General features: G+C 54.9%; 20 protein-coding genes. 6 read left to right on the forward strand and 14 right to left on the reverse strand.

Annotated elements, in window-relative coordinates; all coding sequences use genetic code 11:
* Positions 1–633, reverse strand: coding sequence for a helix-turn-helix domain-containing protein (locus KF947_RS00685; protein WP_227405186.1), 633 nt, complete (start codon positions 631–633; stop codon positions 1–3).
* A gap of 125 nt (positions 634–758) precedes the next feature.
* Positions 759–1,700 (reverse strand): histone deacetylase family protein, encoded by a 942-nt coding sequence (locus KF947_RS00690; RefSeq protein WP_133732483.1) that lies wholly within the window; start codon positions 1,698–1,700, stop codon positions 759–761.
* Between the two features lie 103 nt (positions 1,701–1,803).
* On the opposite strand from KF947_RS00690, the gene KF947_RS00695 reads away from it, so the two are divergent.
* Positions 1,804–4,551 (forward strand): bifunctional acetate--CoA ligase family protein/GNAT family N-acetyltransferase, encoded by a 2,748-nt coding sequence (locus tag KF947_RS00695; protein ID WP_227405187.1) that lies wholly within the window; start codon positions 1,804–1,806, stop codon positions 4,549–4,551.
* A gap of 74 nt (positions 4,552–4,625) precedes the next feature.
* Here KF947_RS00695 and pdxH read toward each other — a convergent pair whose 3' ends face one another.
* Positions 4,626–5,270, reverse strand: coding sequence for a pyridoxamine 5'-phosphate oxidase (gene pdxH, locus KF947_RS00700; RefSeq protein ID WP_133732485.1), 645 nt, complete (start codon positions 5,268–5,270; stop codon positions 4,626–4,628).
* Between the two features lie 234 nt (positions 5,271–5,504).
* On the opposite strand from pdxH, the gene KF947_RS00705 reads away from it, so the two are divergent.
* Positions 5,505–6,194 carry a cytochrome b/b6 domain-containing protein gene (locus KF947_RS00705; protein WP_133732486.1) on the forward strand — a complete coding sequence of 230 codons (690 nt, stop codon included), beginning with the start codon at positions 5,505–5,507 and terminating at the stop codon, positions 6,192–6,194.
* 1 nt (position 6,195) lies between these two features.
* On the opposite strand, the gene KF947_RS00710 is transcribed toward KF947_RS00705, so the two are convergent.
* From KF947_RS00710 to KF947_RS00720, 3 genes are all read right to left on the reverse strand, one after another.
* The gene (locus tag KF947_RS00710) at positions 6,196–6,585 is read right to left on the reverse strand and encodes a DUF2069 domain-containing protein (RefSeq protein ID WP_133732487.1); all 390 of its coding nucleotides are present in this window, start codon (positions 6,583–6,585) and stop codon (positions 6,196–6,198) included.
* The gene (wrbA, locus tag KF947_RS00715; RefSeq protein WP_227405188.1) at positions 6,582–7,205 is read right to left on the reverse strand and encodes an NAD(P)H:quinone oxidoreductase; all 624 of its coding nucleotides are present in this window, start codon (positions 7,203–7,205) and stop codon (positions 6,582–6,584) included. The genes KF947_RS00710 and wrbA overlap by 4 nt, the downstream gene beginning before the upstream one ends.
* 70 nt (positions 7,206–7,275) lie before the next feature.
* A complete protein-coding gene (locus tag KF947_RS00720) occupies positions 7,276–7,755 on the reverse strand; it encodes a gamma-glutamylcyclotransferase family protein (protein WP_319796383.1) in 480 nt (159 codons plus the stop codon).
* Between the two features lie 220 nt (positions 7,756–7,975).
* Between KF947_RS00720 and smrA the strand changes: the two genes are divergently transcribed.
* Entirely contained in the window at positions 7,976–8,566 is a 591-nt protein-coding gene (smrA, locus tag KF947_RS00725; protein WP_133732489.1) for a DNA endonuclease SmrA, read from the forward strand.
* 86 nt (positions 8,567–8,652) lie between these two features.
* Here smrA and KF947_RS00730 read toward each other — a convergent pair whose 3' ends face one another.
* From KF947_RS00730 to metH, 4 genes are all read right to left on the reverse strand, one after another.
* A complete protein-coding gene (locus tag KF947_RS00730) occupies positions 8,653–9,216 on the reverse strand; it encodes a DUF934 domain-containing protein (protein WP_133732490.1) in 564 nt (187 codons plus the stop codon).
* Positions 9,209–10,861, reverse strand: a complete 1,653-nt coding sequence (locus KF947_RS00735; RefSeq protein ID WP_133732491.1) for a nitrite/sulfite reductase — start codon at positions 10,859–10,861, stop codon at positions 9,209–9,211. The genes KF947_RS00730 and KF947_RS00735 overlap by 8 nt, the downstream gene beginning before the upstream one ends.
* Positions 10,862–11,017: 156 nt before the next feature.
* Entirely contained in the window at positions 11,018–12,343 is a 1,326-nt protein-coding gene (locus KF947_RS00740) for an MATE family efflux transporter (RefSeq protein ID WP_227405189.1), read from the reverse strand.
* A 3-nt stretch (positions 12,344–12,346) separates the two neighbouring features.
* Positions 12,347–16,042, reverse strand: coding sequence for a methionine synthase (gene metH, locus KF947_RS00745; RefSeq protein WP_133732493.1), 3,696 nt, complete (start codon positions 16,040–16,042; stop codon positions 12,347–12,349).
* Positions 16,043–16,334: 292 nt separating this feature from the next.
* Here metH and nfuA point away from each other — a divergent pair, with 292 nt between their 5' ends.
* Positions 16,335–16,958, forward strand: coding sequence for a Fe-S biogenesis protein NfuA (nfuA, locus tag KF947_RS00750; RefSeq protein ID WP_133732494.1), 624 nt, complete (start codon positions 16,335–16,337; stop codon positions 16,956–16,958).
* 65 nt (positions 16,959–17,023) lie between these two features.
* Here the strand turns inward: nfuA and KF947_RS00755 are convergent, their stop codons facing one another.
* Positions 17,024–18,064, reverse strand: coding sequence for a DNA-binding protein (locus KF947_RS00755; protein ID WP_227405190.1), 1,041 nt, complete (start codon positions 18,062–18,064; stop codon positions 17,024–17,026).
* A 214-nt stretch (positions 18,065–18,278) separates the two neighbouring features.
* Between KF947_RS00755 and KF947_RS00760 the strand changes: the two genes are divergently transcribed.
* Together KF947_RS00760 and KF947_RS00765 are read left to right on the forward strand one after the other, a co-directional pair.
* The gene (locus tag KF947_RS00760; RefSeq protein ID WP_227405191.1) at positions 18,279–19,442 is read left to right on the forward strand and encodes a tyrosine-type recombinase/integrase; all 1,164 of its coding nucleotides are present in this window, start codon (positions 18,279–18,281) and stop codon (positions 19,440–19,442) included.
* Positions 19,443–19,508: 66 nt separating this feature from the next.
* Positions 19,509–19,925, forward strand: coding sequence for a SufE family protein (locus tag KF947_RS00765; protein WP_227405192.1), 417 nt, complete (start codon positions 19,509–19,511; stop codon positions 19,923–19,925).
* 9 nt (positions 19,926–19,934) lie between these two features.
* Here the strand turns inward: KF947_RS00765 and yidD are convergent, their stop codons facing one another.
* The 3 genes from yidD to KF947_RS00780 are packed head-to-tail and all read right to left on the reverse strand — an operon-like array spanning position 19,935 to position 21,206.
* The gene (yidD, locus tag KF947_RS00770) at positions 19,935–20,267 is read right to left on the reverse strand and encodes a membrane protein insertion efficiency factor YidD (RefSeq protein ID WP_227405193.1); all 333 of its coding nucleotides are present in this window, start codon (positions 20,265–20,267) and stop codon (positions 19,935–19,937) included.
* 17 nt (positions 20,268–20,284) lie between these two features.
* Positions 20,285–20,755, reverse strand: a complete 471-nt coding sequence (gene hisI, locus KF947_RS00775) for a phosphoribosyl-AMP cyclohydrolase (protein ID WP_133732498.1) — start codon at positions 20,753–20,755, stop codon at positions 20,285–20,287.
* Between the two features lie 4 nt (positions 20,756–20,759).
* Positions 20,760–21,206 (reverse strand): transcriptional repressor, encoded by a 447-nt coding sequence (locus tag KF947_RS00780; RefSeq protein ID WP_007114248.1) that lies wholly within the window; start codon positions 21,204–21,206, stop codon positions 20,760–20,762.

A 21,206-nucleotide genomic window follows, 5' to 3' on the forward strand; every position in this document is an offset into this window, starting at 1 on the left:
TTAGGCCACATCACCGCGTGTACAGACCGACAAAACAACGGCATCCCCTGGGCTGGTGGATACCAAGGCGTGCCCCATATCACTATCAAAATAGATGCTGTCGCCCTCAGCTAGCACTAACGGGGCGTAAAATTCGGTGTAGAGCATAATGTCGCCATGCAGCACCATCAAAAACTCTTCACCATCATGGCGTACCCATTGGTGATATTCGTCAAAACTGCGTGCCCTTACGATGGTCTTGAAGGGAATCATGCGTTTTTGGGCGAGTTGATGGCCCAATAACTCGTGCTCGTAGGTAGGAGTGGGGTGCAGTTGTCCTTTGCCTTTACGGGTCAAATCGCGCCGCCCCATGGTGTAACGCTCCCGTTTTGGGGGCGTAAGTAATTGCGGCAGGTCGATGTTGAGCCCAGTAGTGAGTTTTTGGACTACGCTAAAGGTGGGTGAGACTTGATCGTTCTCAATTTTAGAGAGCGTTGAACGGGCAAGGCCCGTGCGTTGGCTAACCTCTTCCAAAGTCCACTGATTAGCGAGACGAATCTGTTTGAGCCGCTCGCCTAAACGCAGCGGCTCAACAAAGGGTTTGCTTCCCGATGCAATACGCAGCGCGGCATGCTCTTCAGTCGTAGCGGTCATAGGTCGTCACATTGGCTGCGTTGTCTAACGGTGCGTGTCTATAGGCGCGCGTAAACGGACATGATATCACAGCAAAGAAGCGGCTAAGAACGGCCGACAGAGGCAAGTGCGCTGATGCCTATTTACTAGGGCACTTCAGCAAACGGTAGCCCCAAAAGCGCTTTTAGATGCGCCTCAACGCCACTCGCTAGCGACTTCGGGTTATAGCCCCCTTCAAGCACCGATACAATGCGGTTATCGGCATACAGGGTGGCGATCTCCATGGCTAGATGGGTAATCCAGTAGAAGTCTTCATCCTCTAAACAGATATCACCCATAGGGTCGTCACGGTGAGCGTCGAAACCCGCGGAGAGCATCACCAAGTCAGGTTTAAAGGCGTGCAGGGCAGGTAGCCAGTGGTTTTCGATGATGCGCCGGAACTCTGGGCCATCGGTGCCCACTTCCAGCGGGGTATTCACAACGTTTTGCCACTCGCTGCGCAGATAACGCCACGGGTAGAACGGATACTGGAAGCTGGTGCAAATAAGCACCTCGGGATCGTTTTTAAAGATATCGATGGTGCCATTGCACTGATGCACGTCGAAATCCAAAATAGCGATACGTTTGGCACCGTATTTGGCTCGCGCATGGGCCGCCCCCACGGCGATATTATTGTAAAAACAGAATCCCATCGCATCGCTGGCTTCCGCGTGGTGGCCGGGTGGCCTAACCGCACAAAAGACGTTATCCGCCTGACGCTTAAACACCTGGTCTACCCCACGGATAACCGCTCCCGCGGCAACCCGGGCTGCTTGCAGGCTGTCAGGGTTCATCATGGTATCGCTATCTAGCGTAACGATGCCCTCGGTGGGCAAACACTTATCCAGGGAGCGCAAATGACGCAAGGGGTGTACTCTGGAAAGAGCCTCCTCGCAGGCTTCCTTGGCATCGGCCTGCATGGTTTGCTGTAATAACCCTGCAAGCGATAGGCGAGCGCGAATGGCCTCCAGACGCTGGGGGCTTTCAGGATGCTCGGGCCCCATATGGTGCAATGAGCAGTCTGGGTGGGTAAGGTAGGCGGTAATCATTCCAACGCTCCATTATTATTGATGCCACCTTAATCGCCTTCAGGGCCTGGGCGACAGTGTCAATAAGTCGTACAGCCGCTATTCATGTCAGGGGAGACGCATTTTGAGCACGCGCTTTTTACACCATTTTTTCGAACCTCGCACACTAGCGGTGTTTGGCGCCTCCGAAAAGCCCGCGTCATTGGGCGGTTTAGTGCTGAGAAACATTCAGGAGGGCGGGTTTAAAGGGCCGCTCTGGGCGGTCAATCTTAAAGGCTACTCCCAGGTTTTCGGCGTACCGTGCTTTAGTCGCGTAAGCGAGCTACCGGAAGTGCCCGACTTAGCCGTGGTCTGCTCGCCGATTGAAGGCGTGCCTAGCCTGATTAAAAAGCTTGGGCAGTACGGTGTCAAAGCGGCCCTGGTGCTTTCCGGCGGCGCTTACCTGGATCGGGATAAGGGTAATAAGGGCTCCATTCGCGATCGGATGTTAAGTGCGGCACGTGTCTCGGGTATTCGAGTACTCGGCCCCGAATGCATGGGGTTGATTGTACCGGGTAAGAAATTAAACGCCTCTTACGCCAGTCAACCGGTAAAAGCGGGCCGCGTCGCTTATCTGGGCCAGTCGGGAATGCTGGCCAACGCCATGATCGATTGGGCCGCCGGGCGAGATGTGGGTTTTTCACACCTAATTACTGTCGGTGACAGCGTCGATGTACTGTTGCCTGACCTGATCGACTACGTTAATCAATTCTCTCCCGCCCAGGCCATTATGCTGCACCTCGAGCGAATCAGTGACGCTCAGCACTTTATGACCGCCGTGCGTGATGCGTCACGTAATCGCCTGGTACTGGCGATAAAAAGCGGCCGCACTCCAGAATCGGATATATCCGGCATGGCGCCCACGCCAGGGATTGCTAACCGTGACGTGGTATTTGATGCCGCTTTTGCCCGGGCAGGGGTTGTGCGGGTAGATGACTCCGACGAGCTGCTCGATGCGCTGGAAACTCTGTCGCGCATGAAACCCCTCAAGGGCGATCGTCTGGCCATTGTGTCAAACGGTTTGGGTCCCGCCATGCTGGCCATCGATAAGCTGATTAGCGCGGGCGGCAAATTGGCTGAGTTCAGCGCCGAAACCCAGGCAGCGCTGCACCGTAGCGAGGTCGATATGAGCAAGCCGGGGGAGAACCCGGTGGATCTGGGCGGCAATGCCTCGCCCGAGCGGTTTGTTCAAGCGCTGGAGATTGTCGCTGCTGACGCCAACGTGGATGCAGTGCTCGTGGTACACGCGCCTACCCGGATGGCGCCATCGCTGGTCACAGCCCAGGCGTTGATCGATAACCGCAAGAAGTTTCGCCGTAACCTGCTCACCAGTTGGATGGGCTTAAAAGAGGCACTCAATGCTCGCCATATCTGCAATTTAGCCGGGATTCCGACCTATATTTCACCTGAAAAAGCCGTTAAGGCGTTTATGCATATGGTGATTTATCAGCGCGTTCAAGCGCTGCTGCAGGAGATCCCCCCAAGCCTGCCATTTTCCACCAGTCCAGAAATACGCGCCCAGTGCCGTACGCTGATTAAGCAGGCAAAAGAGCAGGGCAGGCAAACCTTGACCCACTCAGAAACGGCCCAAGTGCTTGAAGCCTATGGCATTCCCACGGCGCCCAGCGTCTATTTGGCCAACCCCGATGAAGCGCTTGCCCGCGCTGCGGAGATTCCTGGCACCAAAGCGCTGAAAGTGGTTCATGAAGGCAACTGTCGCCCTTATCGCTACCGCAAGCACCCGCATAAAATTTCAGCGGGCTTGCTACAGGATTTGGATACGCCCGAACAGGTGGCGGATGGGGTTCGCCAGCTCGGTGAGAAGGTCGCTGAGAAATTTCCCGAGTACGCGATCCGTGAGTACTGTTTGCAGCCCATGCAGCGTGGCAAGCACTCAATGCAGATTTGCGCCGGCATTACCCGTGACCCGGTCTTCGGCCCGCTTATCGTCTTTGGTATCGGCGGCTATAAGGTCAACGTGCTTGCTGACCGCCAGGTTGCGCTGCCACCGCTCAATATGAGCCTGGCTGCCGATGTGGTGGGTAGAACCCATGCCGCCTCATTAATTCGTGAACACTCCGCCGACCCAGAGCGTGACATTCAGCACTTATGCCAAATGCTGGTCAAGCTATCGCAAATGGCCTCCGATCTAAGCGATCTTCGGGGGCTGGAAGTGAATCCACTGCTGCTGAATCGTGACGGTATGGTCGCCGTCGATTTCGCCATGGATCTGGGTACACCATCTCGCTTTGCGATCATGCCGTACCCTGAAGAGCTACGTGAGTGGGTGACGCTGAAAAACGGCTGGCAGGTCGAAGTAAGGCCTATTCGTGCCGAGGATGCACACTTAATTACCACTTTCCATCGCCAACTCTCGGAAGAGAGTATTCGTTTTCGCTATTTCCATAACAAGTCCAACCTAACCCAGCGTGACTTATCGATCCTGTCACATATCAATTACGACCGTCAGATGGCGTTTATCGCAGAATATTTAGGCGATGATGGCAGTAAAGAGATGCTTGGGGTGGTGCGGGTGTGGAACGACCCCGACAATATTCGTACCGAGTTTTCGGTCATTATTCGCGATGACCTTCAAGGTCTGGGCATTGGTAGCCTGCTGATGAAGAAGATGATCGATTACTGCACTAATATTGGCACCCTGGAGATGATCGGCAAAATTATGGTCGACAACCATCCGATGCGGGCGCTGATGAAGCACTTAGGCTTTAAATGCCGCTACAACATGGAAGAGCAGGTGATTGATGCGGTATTACGCCTCAACGAACCCGAGAGCGAGTGGCAACGCCACCGGCTTGAGAGCTTACCTGATTAGGCATTTGGAAGGCTTTAAAAACTATAAGGCCTGCGTATAAAACGCAGGCCTTAATCGTAAAAATGTTGCTGAGATTAGGGCGCCATACGGAAGCGGCTCCATTCACCGCCGTCGCGTCGTTCAAAGCGCAGGCGGTCGTGTAGGCGGCTAGGCTGGCCCTGCCAAAACTCGATCATTTCTGGCGTGACACGATAGCCCCCCCAGTGGATCGGGCGGGGAATATCCTGGCCATCATAGGCTTGTTCAAAGCGCTTTTGACGCTCTTCGATCCAGTTACGGCCGGGAATCACCACGCTTTGAGTCGCAATCCAAGCGCCCAATTGGCTGCCACGGGGGCGGCTGGCAAAGTACTCATCAGACTCGTCTGCTGAGACCTGTTCAACAGGGCCTTCAATACGTACCTGTCGTGAAAGCGAAGGCCACCAGAAAGTCATGGCCGCGAAGGGCACATTGTTCAGCTCGCTGCCCTTGTGGCTATGGTAATTGGTGAAAAACACCATGCCGCGCTCGTCAAATCCCTTTAACAGTACCACCCGTGCGTGAGGTCGGCCTTGGCTGTCGACGGTGGCGAGTGTCATGGCGTTGCCGTCTTTGCCCTCTTTTTCCAGGGCTAGGCTGAACCACTCATCGAATAACACGAATGGATCGTCGGGTGTTTGGGACTCGTCTAACGTGCCGCCTTCATAATCACGCCTGATATCGGCTATGTTACGTGTCATCGAATGCTTCTCCCTGGAGTTTCATCCATGTTCGCTGGTATGCCTTTAAAGCTCAAGTGACCGACATCAATGGATGTTAAACGCGTTGTGACTGACTGTTTCATTTTAACCAGTGTTGTGACTCAGCGTGGTAACTATCGATTGCGGCTAACTGTCTCGCATTCTAGGAGAAAGCCAGAATTAATGCGAAACTCTCTCATTATTTCGGGCTCATCACTGCTGAGAGGACAGGCCATGCGCGACAAGGTAGCGATAGAGGTGTGGGATGGTTGGATTCGCCTGTTCCACTGGGGATTAGTGGCGGCGGTATTGATCTCTTTTTATACCACCAAGACTAGCGGTGCGCCCTTCCTATTTCCGGTTGAAGTGCACGCCCAAGCGGGCTACGTGGTAATCGGGCTACTCGTGTTCCGTTGGTTATGGGGCACCCTGGGTAGCGTATATGCAAGATTTAGAACGTTTCTATATCCACCCGCAAAAACAGTCGCCTACTCCAAGTCACTTCTTAAGCGCCAACCCGGCGTTTATGCCAGCCATAATCCGCTGGGCGGCTGGATGGTGATATTGATGCTGCTCTCGCTTAGTTTTCAAGCCGTGAGCGGCCTGTTTTTAAGTGACGATATCTTTTTTCAAGCACCGCTCTATGGTTTATTTGGCGATGGGGTAGGCAGCCAGCTTAGAACCCTGCATCAACTCAATAGTGATCTGCTCATCGTGCTGATCGGGCTGCATTTAGTGGGTTTGATCGTACATCGGCTGCTGGGTGAACCGCTGGTAGCGGCGATGTTGGTAGGCACCAAACGTTTTCGCCAGCAGCCTGTCGATGAACATAATGAGCCATTGAATGCTGCCACGCTGCGTTTACGGGCGATGGGCGCATTACTTATCGCCGCTGGCGTTATCCTATGGCTTTGGTTTTATTGACCTATTGTCTTAGCTGTCGACTGCGAAAGCGCGCATAGCCCATGCAACCGGCAAATAGCACTAGTGCGACAACGGCCTCCACAACTCCGCGCAAGCCCTGTCCAGGCAGAGTGACCAACATCACCCCTTGCGTGAAGTAGAGCAGGCTAACAAAGGCGAGCCATGCGTGGCCTCGAGCACGTTTACCAATGATGGAGGGTAAAAACAGCACCAGGGGCAAAACGAAGGCTACGACAGGGCGCCAGTTAAATTCGTCGTCTTGGAGTAAAAAACCGCGGTAAATCACCAACACCAGCAGAACCGCGAAGCTGATTAATACAACCTGCCGGCTTCTAAGCGTAAGCTTATCAATCCCATGGCGTGTTTCGACGTCTTCCAGCCACTGCCTCATAATGCCTCCTGACGGATGGCGTGAAGCGCTAAAGCGAGGCGTGCCAACCGTTTGCCCTGGGCAATACACAGCGCACGTTCGTGCTCATCGACCGAGCGGTCGCTACGAGTTCCAGCCAAGTGGCTTGCGCCATAGGGCGTGCCGCCTGTCTGAGTCTCCAGCAAGGTTGTTTCACTATAAGGAACCCCTGCGTAGACCATGCCGTGATGCAGCAGCGGCACCAGCATAGTGAGTAGGGTGCTCTCTTGCCCACCGTGCAGGCTGGAGGTTGAGGTGAAAGCACTGGCGGGTTTATCGATCAAAGCACCGTTCATCCACAGGCTGCTGGTGGAATCGATAAAATATTTTAGTGGTGCCGCCATGTTGCCAAACCGGGTGGGGCTACCCAACGCCAGCGCGCTACAGTTGCGCAGGTCGTCCAGGTCAGCGTAAACGGCACCCTCTGCAGGAATTTCGGGGTCAACGGCTTCACAGGTCGTTGAAACAGGCGCCACTGTGCGTAAACGCGCCTGAATACCTGGCACGCTTTCTACGCCGGCCGCAATCTGTTGCGCCATGGTGGCGGTCGCGCCGGAGCGCGAGTAATAGAGAACCAAAACGTACGGTGTCATTTCACTCATCACTATTCCTGAAAGGGTTCATAAAAGCTGTCTTGGCAATAGGGCTTAGTAGTAGGGCTTAGCAAGGTGTCTATGGTACCAGAGCTATTGGAGAGTCCACGTTCGGTACAAATGCATTTTGTCTCTCTGGCAAGCGCAGGTAGACCCAGGCGCGGGTGCCATCGCCAAGGGTTACCGTCATCCGCTCGTAGCGCACACCCAGTCGCTCATAGCGATCAAGGCGAGCCAACTCTTCGGCATCAACTCGTAACAGTAGCCCCTCAACGCTGCTCCCTGGCTGGGGTGAAAGGTCGAGGCCGTTACGCTGATAACCCTCTAACACTGCATCCTGTGGCGCGCCGAAACTTCCCATGACCACTAAGCGAACGGGGGCATAGCGTAGCGTGCCATACACAAAGACCTGATGAGTGCGCTGTTCGATAGCGGGAAGGTCGTCGGGTCGCTCATAAAACCACGGGCTGAGCATGGTTAACCAGAGCCATCCGGCTAGGCTGAGCAGCACCATACTGCTTAAAATCAAAAGGCGTTTTAGCCAAACCGTTTTAATCACAACTGGCGCCTCGCAATGTACGGTAAAAAAACTCGGTAAAAAAGTGAGCAGTGGCGATCAAAAACTGAGGCTAAGCTTGTCGCGCCAGGCAGACGATGACAAGTTCTATGTTATCGACTGTATGAATCTGCTTAAGCAAACTACCCAGGTTTGCTAGGCTATGATGGTGAAGTATGTATGTAAAATGGGTGCTCATTAGAACCTGCCGAAGGAGCCTGCAATGAATCAGCCGCTTCGTGATGATCTGGATTTTCGTGCTCTCGTCGGTGATGTGAAACCGCTGCCACCAAGAAACCGTGCTGACCCAGGCGCTAATCGCAAAAGCCCCTCTGAATCCCAGTTGGCTCGGCGGGAATGGGCAGAGGAAGAGATGGGGGCACGCAATTTTCTGTCCGACGACTTTGTCGATCTGCTGCCCCCATTTGATCCCATGGAGTATCGCCGTGAGGGCATTCAGCAGGGTGTGGTCGATAAATTAAAGCACGGTGGCTATAGCGTTCAGTCGCAGCTCCACTTGCTTAGGCGTCCATTAACAGAGTGCCGACGCATGCTGTTTCCCTTTATTCAAGAAGCTTACGCCCACGATTTACGCTCCGTTATGATAGTGCATGGCCGCGGGCGTGAAATTGATAGTCCCGCGAACGTACTGCGTTCGTACCTTGCCAAGTGGCTCAGCCAATTTGAGGAAGTGCAGGCGTACGTCTCCGCACAGCCTTCGGAAGGTGGGCTAGGCGCTACCTGGGTGATGCTACGCAAAAGCGACCGCGCCAAAGCCAATAACCGCGAGCGCCAGCAAAAGCGGCGGGGTTAACAGTTTAATAATAGAATAGAGCCAGTCACCAATAAAATGGGCAGCCGAAGCTGCCCTTTTGGGCTTATAACATTCACGCTCTGCGTCTACTTATTATCGGCTAAACGGCGCTCAAACAGCGCCTGACGCTCTTCTACATCGGGTTGATAGCGAACGCTGAAAAAACTAAGTGCGCGCAGGGCGTCTTCTGGATGCTGGTCATCGCGCAGCGCCATGGCAGTAAAACCACAGCGGCGCATGTACTCCAACTGATCGACCAGAACATCACCCACCGCACGCACTTCGCCACTATAGCCGTAGCGCTCGCGCAGCAGGCGGGCGATGCTGTAGCCACGGCCATCGGTGAAGGCGGGGAAGTCAATCGCGATGGCTGGGGCATTACCAAGCTGTTTGCCTAATTCCGCCGTCAGCTCGGTATCGCTGGTGAGTAGCGGTGCCAGCTCAGCGTCTTCCTGATTGGCCTGCCATAACGCCAGCGGCACAAACGCCGGGCGCTGTTCGGGCAGGGCATCCGCATCGTAGGAAACACACCACGCATTTTCCGCCGCAAGCTCACCGTTAGCAATCAAGTGGTCGACATGAACCGGTGTCTGTTCAACCGCTTCAGTTTGTGTCTCATCGGTTTTATTAGGCACAGGATTATTAGGCATAGACACGCTCCTTAAAGGGTTTTAAGCCAATACGGCGGTAGGTATCCAAGAAGCGTTCGTCCTCATGGCGCTGTGACACATAGACTTCCAATACTTTTTCAACCACATCCGGCACGTCTGAGCGGAAAAAGGACGGGCCTAAAATCTTACCCAGCGAAGCATCGTCAGTGGAGTTGCCACCAATCGATATCTGATAGAACTCTTCGCCTTTTTTATCCACGCCCAGGATGCCGATATGGCCGACATGGTGGTGGCCACAGGCATTCATGCAGCCGGAGATATTCAGATCCAGCGGGCCGAGGTCATACAAGAAATCAAGATCTTCAAAGCGTTCCTGCAGTGCCTGTGCGATGGGAATAGAGACCGCATTGGCCAAGCTGCAGTAATCGCCGCCAGGGCAGCAGATAATGTCGTTGAGCGTGCCTACTGTGGGGTTCGCCATACCCAAGGCTTCCAGCTCTTTCCAGAGCGCTTCCAGCTCATCGACCGGTACGTCAGAAAGCACCAGGTTCTGTTCGTGGGTGACACGCACTTCACCAAAGCTGTAGCGATCGGCTAAATCTGCGACCGCTTCCATTTGATCAGCGGTGACATCCCCAGGCGCGTGCTCACGACGTTTCAGTGACAGCGTAACGGCCTTATAGCCGGGCACCTTATGGTCGGTCACGTTGTTGGTGACAAAACGCGCGAAGCTGCGATTTTCGGCACGCAAGCGGTCAAAATCTTCGTTAGCGCTCTCTGCAACCGGGCGACGATCAGGCTCGGGGAAGTGAACTTTGGCTGCATCGACGGCTGCTTGGTTAAGCGTTTGCGGGCCGTCTTTCAAATGCGCCCACTCTTCCTCGACCCGGCGACGGAACTCCTCAATGCCCAGGGCTTTAACCAGGATTTTAATCCGCGCCTTGAACTTGTTATCCCGGCGTCCAAACTGGTTGTAAACCCGTACACAGGCTTCCAGGTAGGTGAGCAGATGCTGCCAGGGCAAGTCTTCACGTACTACGTCTGCAATCATCGGCGTACGGCCAAGGCCGCCACCGGCTAGCACTTTAACACGCAGCTCGCCGTCGGCATTGTGCCATAGACGCAGGCCAATATCGTGCACTTGAATCGCCGCGCGGTCTTGGGCCGCACCGCTGACCGCGATTTTAAATTTGCGCGGTAAATAGGCGAATTCCGGGTGCAGAGTCGACCACTGGCGGATTAATTCGCACCAGGGGCGTGGGTCTTCAACTTCATCGTTGGCAATGCCGGCAAACTGGTCGCTGGTGGTGTTACGAATGCAGTTACCACTGGTTTGAATCGCGTGCATTTGTACCTTGGCCAGATCTGCCAGAATATCCGGCACGTCTTCAAGAGCAGGCCAGTTGAGCTGCAAGTTTTGCCGGGTGGTAAAGTGGCCGTAACCGCGGTCGTAGCGGCGGGTGATCTCAGCCAGGGCACGCAGCTGGTTACCCGCCAACATGCCGTAAGGAATGGCAATACGCAGCATAGGCGCATGGCGTTGAATATAGAGGCCGTTCTGCAACCGTAGTGGGCGGAACTCCTCTTCTCCCAAACGCCCGGCGCGGTAGCGTTCCATTTGGTCGCGAAACTGAGCGACACGCTCATCAACCAGGGTTTGGTCGTGAATATCATAACGGTACATGTGGCACGATCCTGCTAAAAAGCGAAATGGTCACGTTGAGACGGACGTTAATGTAGCGTCACCTTAACGCGGGCGTCATATTCTACAAAAGAATATATAATTATCTTTTTATCTCTAAAAGCTATTTAGAACACCTACCATGGGTCAAGCAGCCGGTTAGAAGGCTGGGGCCAGCCAGCGGCGGCGCTGCCACACCCACAAAAATCCGGCCGAGTTTATCAATCGGTAGAGCAACTGCATAAGCCAGATGCCTAATAGGCCCTGGTCTAAACCGATTCCCACCCACCAAGCCAAGGGTAAAAAAAGCAGCCACTGCATCCCCAGGGTTAGCATCATCACCGTGCGCTGGGCGCCCGCACCCATTAAGGCCTGGGCGAGCACTAAAGCGGCCGCATCCAGCACAATCATCACACCGGTCAGTTGCAACGGGAGTTTGCCCAGTGCCACTAGCTCACTGCTGGTGAAAAAAATGGCGAGTACGTGCTCGGGCACTATCAGCATGGGTAGCGCCAGCACCAGCAGTAACGGCCAGGCGACACGGAGTGCATCCAGGCCCCAGCGGTGGGCTTCGTGCTGGGCATCTCGGCCTAATGCCTCACCTACTAAGCTCATTACAGCAACGCCAATCCCCACCCCCGGCAAAATAAGCAGCAGTGAAAGATTAATCAACACATGGCCAACCGCGACACTGGCCGTACCCAATTGGCTAAGTAACCAAATAAGTACCGCATAACCCGCTGCAAATAAAAGCTGCTGCAAAGAGTGAGGGGCAGCAAGTAGCAGAGTGGTACGCAGGGTGGCTAAGCAAGGCATATGGGTTAACAAATGTTGGATAGCAGGGCTTTTAATGCTCTCCCAACACCAAGCAAGAAAACCAATAAATAGCGACAGTGTAGTCCCCGCACCTGCACCGCTCGCGCCCATTTTGGGTAGCCCGGCAAATCCATAGATTAACCCCGCGCTGACTGCCACATTAATCAAGTGAACCGCCACGATGATACGCAAGTAGAGATGCGTATGCTGGCGACCGTTCCAGTAGCCACGAAAGCAGAGCGTTAGCGCAATGGCTACCAGTGACACCACCCGCCAACGAAAGTAGTCTACGGCGACGCTTTGGACATCGTCGGCTTGGCTAATCAAGCCAATCAGCAGTGGCGCTTGCCACCAAGCCAAGAGTGACAGTGGCAAAGCAACCCCAAACCCAATCACCAGCCCCGCGTTAAGTGGATGGGCGATCTCCCTGTGGGCAGCCCCCTCGCGCTGGGCGGTTTGTGACTGAACGCTGGAGGAGAGGCCAAACACAATAGCGCTAAGCATAAACATCGCGTAACCGCCCACGCCTACACCCGCAAGCGCTACTTCGCCTAAATGCCCCACCAGAGCGGCATCGATCAAATTGAGCATGCTCTGGGAGAGCATGCCCAGCATGATGGGCAAGGCAAGGCGAATAACCTTGCCGTGACGGCGAGCGACAAACAGCATTGATTAGCTCGGGTCGTAGGAAAGTACCGGTGAGAGCCAGCGCTCCATTTCTTCAAGGGGCATCTGCTTACGCGCGGCGATGGCTTCGACCTGATCTCGGGTGATCTTACCGGTAGAGAAGTACTTCGACTGCGGATGAGCAAAGTACCAGCCGGAAACCGCTGCCGCTGGCCACATGGCGAAGTTTTCGGTCAATGCCAAACCGGTATTTTCGGTGGCATTGAGCAGCCGGAATAGCGTGGCTTTCTCGGTGTGATCCGGGCAGGCGGGGTAGCCAGGGGCAGGGCGGATACCCTGATACTTCTCGGCGATCAGGGCATCGTTGTCCAGCGTTTCTTCCGGTACATAGCCCCAGAACTCTTTACGCACCCGTTCGTGCATGCGCTCGGCAAAGGCCTCGGCAAGACGATCCGTCAACGCCTGCACCATAATCGCATTGTAGTCGTCACCGGCGGCCTCATAAGCTTTGGAGAGTTCATCAACCCCATGGCCGGTGGTGACCGCAAAGCCGCCAATCCAGTCGGCTTTGCCGCTCTCTTTGGGGGCAATAAAATCGGCCAGGCTGTAGCAGATACCGTCGCGGCCTTTGGTGGTCTGCTGACGGATATGGAAGAGGCGCTCGACAACTTCACTGCGTGACTCATCGGCGTACACCTCGATGACGTCATCATCAACGCTGTTGGCGGGCCACAGGCCAATCACACCGCGGGCCTGAACGCGCTTCTCTTCAACCAGCTTACGCAGCATGACCTTGGCATCTTCAAACAGGTTTCGAGCGGCTTCACCGACGACCTTGTCGTCGAGAATTTTGGGATACTTGCCCGCGAGCTGCCAGCTCATAAAGAAGGGCGTCCAGTCGATGCGCTCGATCAGCTCTTCCAGGTCGTAGTCGTCGAAGGTTTTTAGCCCCAGCATATTGGGCTCGGCGGGGGTGTGGGCGCTCCAGTCGGTGCGAAAACGCCGCTTGCGCGCCTGAGTGTAGTCAAGATCCGCCGCTTTGGGGCGGCGCTTGGCGTTACGCTCGCGAACCTTTTCGTACTCTTCACGGATCTCAGCGACGTAAGGTGTTTTCAAGGCAGGCGTCAATAATTTGCCCGCTACGCCAACTGCCCGGGAGGCGTCGGTCACGTAAATCACCGGGTGCTCATACTGCGGTTCGATCTTTACCGCGGTATGCGCTTTAGAGGTGGTGGCACCGCCAATCAGCAGCGGTAGATCCATACCCCGGCGCTGCATCTCTTTGGCAACGTGCACCATTTCATCCAGCGACGGGGTGATCAGCCCGGAAAGGCCGATGATATCGGCGTTATGCTCCTTGGCTGCCTGAAGGATTTTTTCGGCTGGCACCATGACGCCAAGGTCAATCACCTCATAATTATTGCACTGCAATACCACGCCAACGATATTTTTACCGATATCGTGGACATCGCCTTTGACCGTGGCCATCACGATCTTACCTTTGGCTTTGGTCTCTTCGCTCTTCTCGGCCTCAATATAGGGGATCAAGTAGGCCACGGCCTGTTTCATCACCCGAGCGGACTTAACCACCTGAGGCAGGAACATTTTGCCATCACCAAACAGGTCGCCGACCACATTCATACCGTCCATCAGCGGGCCTTCGATGACCTCAATCGGGCGTTCGGCTTCGGCGCGGGCCTGTTCGGTGTCGTCTTCAATATATACCGTAATACCTTTAACCAGCGCATGCTCAATACGCTTATTGACCGGCCAGCTACGCCACTCAAGATCCTCTTTTTTAGCGGCACCGCTGCCGTCGCCTTTATACTTATCGGCAATATCCAGCAAGCGCTCGGTGCCGTCGCTGCGGCGATTGAGCACCACATCCTCTACTGCATCCCGTAGCTCGGCGGGGAGGTCGTCGTAGACAGCAAGCTGGCCTGCATTGACGATCCCCATGGAGAGGCCTGCGCGGATGGCGTGGTAAAGAAACGCCGAATGGATCGCTTCGCGCACCGGGTTGTTGCCACGGAACGAGAAAGAGACGTTAGACACCCCGCCAGAAATCATCGCGTGGGGCAGGTTTTCGCGAATCCACTGGGTCGCTTCGATAAAGTCGACCGCGTAGTTGTTGTGCTCCTCAATACCGGTGGCGATGGCAAAGATATTGGGGTCAAAGATAATGTCTTCTGCGGGGAAGCCAATCTCATCCACCAGCAGGCGGTAGGCGCGCTGACAAATTTCGGTTTTGCGGGCAAAGGTGTCTGCCTGGCCCTCTTCATCAAAGGCCATGACGACAATGGCAGCGCCAAAGCGGCGGCACTTGGTCGCCTGTTCGCGGAAGGCGGCTTCGCCCTCTTTAAGCGAGATGGAGTTCACCACAGCCTTGCCCTGGACGCACTTCAGGCCGGCTTCGATGATCTCCCACTTGGAGGAGTCGATCATAATCGGCACCCGGGCGATATCCGGCTCGCCGGCGATCAAGTTAAGGAAACGCTCCATGGCTTCCTTGGACTCGAGCATGCCCTCGTCCATATTGATATCGATCACCTGGGCGCCGTTTTCGACCTGCTCAAGGGCGACTTCCAAGGCGGTGGTGAAGTCCTCTTCTACTATCAAGCGCTTAAAACGTGCCGAGCCGGTGACGTTGGTACGCTCGCCAACGTTGACGAACAACGAGTCGGCTTCAATATTGAACGGCTCAAGACCGGATAGGCGGCAGGCGCGGCTGCGCTCAGGAATGACCCGGGGCGCCATATCACGAACAGAATCAGCAATGGCGCGAATGTGCTCGGGCGTGGAGCCACAGCAGCCGCCGATGATATTGACCAGCCCGCTGGCGGCAAACTCGCTGACGATCTCCGACATCTCTTCCGGTGTTTGGTCGTACTCACCAAATTCGTTAGGAAGCCCTGCGTTGGGGTGGGCGGAGACAAAGGTATCGGCTTTGGTAGAGAGCTCTTCCAGGTAAGGACGTAGCTCCTCAGCGCCCAGGGCACAGTTCAAACCCACCGACAGCGGTTGAGCATGGCGTACCGAGTTCCAGAAGGCTTCGGTGGTTTGACCTGAAAGCGTACGGCCCGAGGCATCGGTAATGGTGCCGGAGATCATTACCGGTAAGCGCTCACCGCGGTCATCGAACAGCTCTTCCAGCGCATAGATCGCTGCCTTGGCGTTAAGTGTATCGAAGATAGTTTCGATCATGATCAGATCGGCACCGCCTGCAATCAGCGCTTCGGCGGCTTCATAGTAGTTCTCGCGCAGCTCATCAAAGGTGACGTTACGCTTGGCGGGATCATTCACATCCGGCGATAGCGACGCGGTGCGCGAGGTGGGGCCTAACACACCGGCAACATAGCGGGGCACGCCGGTTTCAGCGGCCACTGCGTCGCAGACCTCACGAGCCAGGCGCGCTGATTCACGGTTGAGTTCAACCACCAGCGATTCCATGCCGTAATCAGACTGTGACAGCTGAGTGCTATTAAAGGTGTTGGTCTCAATAATGTCGGCACCGGCTTCCAGATAGTCACGGTGAATCCGCGTGACCACTTCGGGGCAGGTTAGCGCGAGCAGATCATTATTGCCTTTGAGATCCGAGGGCCAGTCGCTAAACCGTTCGCCGCGAAAATCTTCCTCGCTCAACTGGGCATTCTGCAGCATGGTGCCCATGCCGCCATCCAGAATCAGGATACGTTGGGCAAGGCGTTGGGTGAGGGTTGCGATCAAAGCACTATCAGCCATGGCAGGGGGAGTTCTCCAGCGTCACAGTCGTCAAAGGGGATGTTGTTATCGTCGGAAAAGCAGCATCTGTCGTTATAAGGCGCATAATGATAACAAAAGGGATGGCAAAAGGCGCCCCTACGGAGGCTATACGCAAGATAAGGAAAGATAATTAATAGTCGCTCGTAAAAAGAGCTGTTTAAAATAGCCGACTAAAACAGTCGGGATTGTGTCAGCGCGCTGTTTTGCTTACCATAGACACAAATGACATGTGAAGTGGCGCCGCCACTACCACGGGAGGAAGACAGCCCTCATGACCACGACTAGCGAAAAAGACACCAGTGTCGATACCCAAGGTATTGATATTACCACCAGTGCGCAAGAATACTTGGCAGAACTGCTGGAAAAGCAGAACGTTGAGGGTATTGCGGTACGCATTTTCATTACCCAGCCGGGCACACCCTACGCGGAAACGTGTCTAGCCTACTGCCGTCCCGGCGAAGAAGAGCCTACCGATGTGCTGCTTGAACTCGAGAAAATCAACGTCTTTCTCGATAAAAACAGTCTGGCGTTTTTGGAAGAGGCTGTGGTGGATTTCAACGCCGACCGCATGGGTGGCCAGCTAACCATCAAAGCGCCCAACGCCAAGATGCCCAAGGTCAATGCGGATAGCCCGCTGGAAGACCGTATCAATTACGTGCTTTACAGCGAGATTAATCCTGGGCTGGCAGCTCATGGCGGCGAAATCAAACTGGTTGAGCTCACCGAACAGCAGTACGCCGTTCTCGCCTTTGGCGGTGGCTGCCAGGGCTGTGCCGCAGTCGACTTAACTCTGAAAGATGGCGTTGAGAAAACCCTGATGGAGCGCATTCCAGAGCTTGCCGGTATTCGCGACGTTACCGATCACAGCGATACCACTAACGCCTACTACCGCTAAATTAGCGAGGGTAAGGCAAAAGCCCAGCTTCAATCGCTGGGCTTTTTTTTATGTCTCCAGATTGATTACTGGCCTGGCTCACTGTTGTGTTTTGAAAGCGCATCGGGTAGCGCCGTTAGCTGTGTTTGCAGCGCTTCCATGCGGCTCCAAAGCTTCTCTTGCCACGCTTGCTGTAGCGCAGCTTCGCGCTCGGCATGCTGCTGGGCTTGGCGATCTAATGCTGCCTTCGCCTCATCTAGCTGCTCGGTTAACACTTGTTGCTGCTTCTCCAGCGATGTAATTTGCTGTGTCTGCTCACCAAGCTGTTGTTCGCGCTGGCTAGCCTCCAGCTGCAGAGTGTGCAGGGCCTGCTGCTTTGCCTTTAGCTCCTGACTCAATGCCTCAATACGCTGCTCAGACTGCTGCAGACGTTTTTGGAAAGTCTTCTCTTCCTGGGCGCGCGCCTGCTGAGCGCTATCCAGCATCGCCATTAGCCTTCCTTCAGCTGCCTCATGACGCTGCTCCTCTTGTGCTAACCGCTGCTCCCACGCTGCCTGTTGCTCGCTGAGGGCGTTGCTATGTGTTTTGCGCTGTTCGCCAGCCTGGCTCTCTAACTGCTGCTGTACCTGCTTCAGTTGAGTTACTTCTTCTTGCGCTGTTTCAGCTTTTTGATGCCAGTGATGTTCGCTGGTTTGGCTAGCGGCCAATTCCCGGTTTAACGCTTCCATGCGCTGCTCCATATGACGTAAGTGCTCGGCGAGGGCGCTTTCACGCTGCTCGGCGTTAGCGGCTTGCTGTTTTGCATCTTCGGCGAGCTGCTGCGCATCTGCAACCTGGCGATTGGCATCTTCGCGATAGTGAAGCAGCGCTTGATTCGCTACCTCCTGGGCCTCGCGCCATAGCTCGCTGGCCATGGTCACCACGACTTCCGGCACTCCCTTGGGCGGCGGCACGTCACGATTCTGCTCCCGCTCGCTGCGCCACAAGCGGAAGTGATCACTAATCGTCGTGAAGCTGCCGGTACCCAGCACATCACGAATACGCTGCACGCTGGGCGTATCGCCCCGGGCCAGCAGGGCATCAATGGCTTGTTGAACATCGCTGTACTGAATGCCGTTGCGGGCCATGAAATGATCCTTCCTTGAGAGCTTCTGTAGCCACTATTGTCAGGACTTGTCGTGCAAAAGGCAATAATTACGTATTATGTAATACGTAATTTTATTTATGTAAAAAGATATTAATTCAAGATTACCCGTATTATCTTGAATTTATGCGGCTACAGCGGCACACTTAAAGCCAGGTAATGTAAAAAATCGACTAAAAAAGAGTACGGCGGCGGGCATGGCAAACGAAGTTATTGCACCCACGGGTCAACTACAGATATTGAAAGAGTCGCCGAGTGGCGGGCGTATTAGCGCCCAAAACGATGCCCAGGCAGTGACCGCATGGCTTGAAGAGTACGTGGATAGTCCACAAACCTGGAAAGCATACCGACGTGAGGCGGAGCGGCTGCTGCTCTGGCTCGCTAGCCAAGGGCAAACGCTGGCCGATACCAATCGCGAAACCCTGCGCCGCTTTGAAGCCTTTCTCGCCGACCCACAGCCAAGCGAGCAGTGGGTAGGGCCCTCTAAATCTCGTACGCACCCGTCATGGCGGCCATTTCGTGGCGGTTTATCGCCCGCCAGCCGACGCCAAAGCTTGGTGATACTGCAAGGGATGTTTGCCTGGCTGGTAGAAGCAGGCTGGGTTAACCACAATCCGTTTCGCTTGATGCGCGATAAATCACGGCGCCTGAATAATCAAACACAGCGTGTCGAGCGCTATTTGGAAAGTGGCTTATGGGCGTGGTTGTGGGAGTGGCTGAATAGCCCGCTAGAGGCTGGGGAGGGCAGCCGTGCCCATTTTGAACATGCACGACGGCGCTTTATCTTTGGTTTTGCCTATTTGCTGGCACCGCGCATTAGCGAGATAGCCGATGCGCGTATGGGGGATTTCCAGCGCAGCGAAGGGCGCTGGTGGTGGCATGTGGTGGGCAAGGGAAACAAGATGGCACGCATTCCGCTGCCTGACGATATGCTGGACTGTTTGCGCCAGTGGCGCCATGCGCTGGGATTGTCTGACTACCCTGAGCAGTTTGAAGCTGAAGCACCGGTTCTTCGCGCTCTGGATGGACAGCGTGGCCTGGGCCATAACCAGCTTTATCGGCTTATTTGCGCAACGTTTCAGCAGGCGGCTCAAACACTTAAAGATAACGATGGCGCACCGGAACATATTGCTGCACTTAGCCAGGCAACGCCGCACTGGTTACGGCACACATCGATTACCCACCAAGCGCAATCGGGCATCAGTCTGCGCCATCTGGCCGAAAGCGCCCGTCACGCGCGTCTCGATACCACCTCACGTTATCTCCATACTGAAGACAACGAGTGGCATCGCGAACAACAGCGCCATCGATTGACTGTTTCAGGACACAACCTCCCTCAAGACTCCTTCGAGCCGTTATAATGGCCCCAATGAGTAACCCTATGACTCAAAACATCAGTCGCCAATTCCAATAGAGAAGGAAATAGCATGAGCACTTCCGGCGCCGAACAGGCCCAGCAAGAGCTGATCGAAGATTTCGAGATATTCGACAACTGGATGGATCGTTACCAGTACATTATCGATATGGGTAAGCAGCTGCCTGACTTTCCAGAAGAGTGGAAGATCGAGAAATTTAAAATTCAGGGCTGCCAGTCAAACGTTTGGATGCGCCATGAGGAGGAGGGCGATAAGCTGGTTTTCAAGGCAACTTCTGATGCCGCCATCGTATCCGGCCTGATTGCCGTATTGCTGCGCATTTACAGCGAGCGCACAGCCGCTGAGATTCGTGCTACCGAACCGCACTTTTTGACAGACTTGGGATTGGATAAGCACCTTTCTCCAACGCGGAGCAACGGTCTGCATGCCATGCTGGAGAAGATCTACGCGGTAGCGCAGCAGAAATAGGAAAACAAGCTAGCGAGGGTGATGATCACAGCAAGAGGGCAGGGATGCCTTTTCATCATCCTCGCGGCAAAGCTGTTCGCTGCGGCCACCGGGCACTGGATCCATGCCGCCAGGATTGCCTGGGTGGCACTTAACGATCCGCTTAACGGCCATCCAGCCGCCCTTTATTGGCCCATGCACCTGAATCGCTTCAATCGTGTAGGACGAACAGCTCGGCCAGAAGCGGCAGCGCGGGCCTAAAAGGGGGCTGAGCGTATATTGATAGACTCTAACGCAGCCAATCATCACCTTCATCAATACCCAGCGCGAACCTGAACGCAGGGCTGATATTAAACGAGTCATGGATTGCATCGGCAGAACTAGGATTTTTTGCCGTACAGGTCGTCAGGATCAATCAGCGGATTACTGGTAATTGAGGCCTGCTCTCCATCCACGGCAATATAGAAACAGCTGCGCCGCCCGGTGTGGCAAGCAGGCCCCGTTTGTTCGACTTGCAACAACAGCGTATCGCCATCGCAATCCAACGCAGCAGAGACAAGCTGCTGCTGCTGGCCCGACGACTCTCCCTTACGCCATAGTTTTCCCCGCGATCGTGAATAGTAGCAAACACGCTGGGTGGTTAACGTCTCCTCCAGCGCCTCGCGGTTCATCCAGGCCATCATCAACACTTCGTTAGTATCGTGCTGCTGTGCAATGGCAGGGATCAAACCATCAGCATTAAAACGCACCGCGGCCAGCAGGGTAGTCACAGCGGGTAGACTATCTTCCGGGGTGGCTCGCTCTAGCTGCTTAAACAGCGCATCCGGCGCGACGTGATCAAAACGGGACATAAATTTACTCGCTAGCTGTTCGACAATCCTGACAAAGCCCTTGAAGCTCAATGGTTTGGCGCTCAACATTGAAGCCCTGGCGTTTTGCCAGTGCCGCCAGTTGATCGCTGATTTCGTCCAAGTGCAACTCTTCGACATAACCGCAGTGCCGGCAAATCAGTAGTTGAAAACCATGGGCATGCTCTGGGCAGGCGCAGGCCACATAGGAGTTCTGCGATTCAATACGATGCACCAAACCTTGATCAATCAAAAACTCCAGCGCTCGATAAACCGTTGGGGGTCGCGCGGCCGCATGCTCGGTAGAGAGCTTATCGAGCAGGTCATAGGCTTTTAGCCCGCCGCCATTTTCGGCGATCATCTCCAGCACGCGTCGGCGAATAGGAGTGAAACGAACGCCGCGGATATGGCACTGAGACTCCGCCTGCTGTAGTAGTGTACTCGCTTGGGTCAT

It is taken from the genome of Halomonas sp. FeN2, from assembly GCF_020595105.1.
Taxonomy (GTDB): Bacteria; Pseudomonadota; Gammaproteobacteria; order Pseudomonadales; family Halomonadaceae; genus Vreelandella; species Vreelandella neptunia.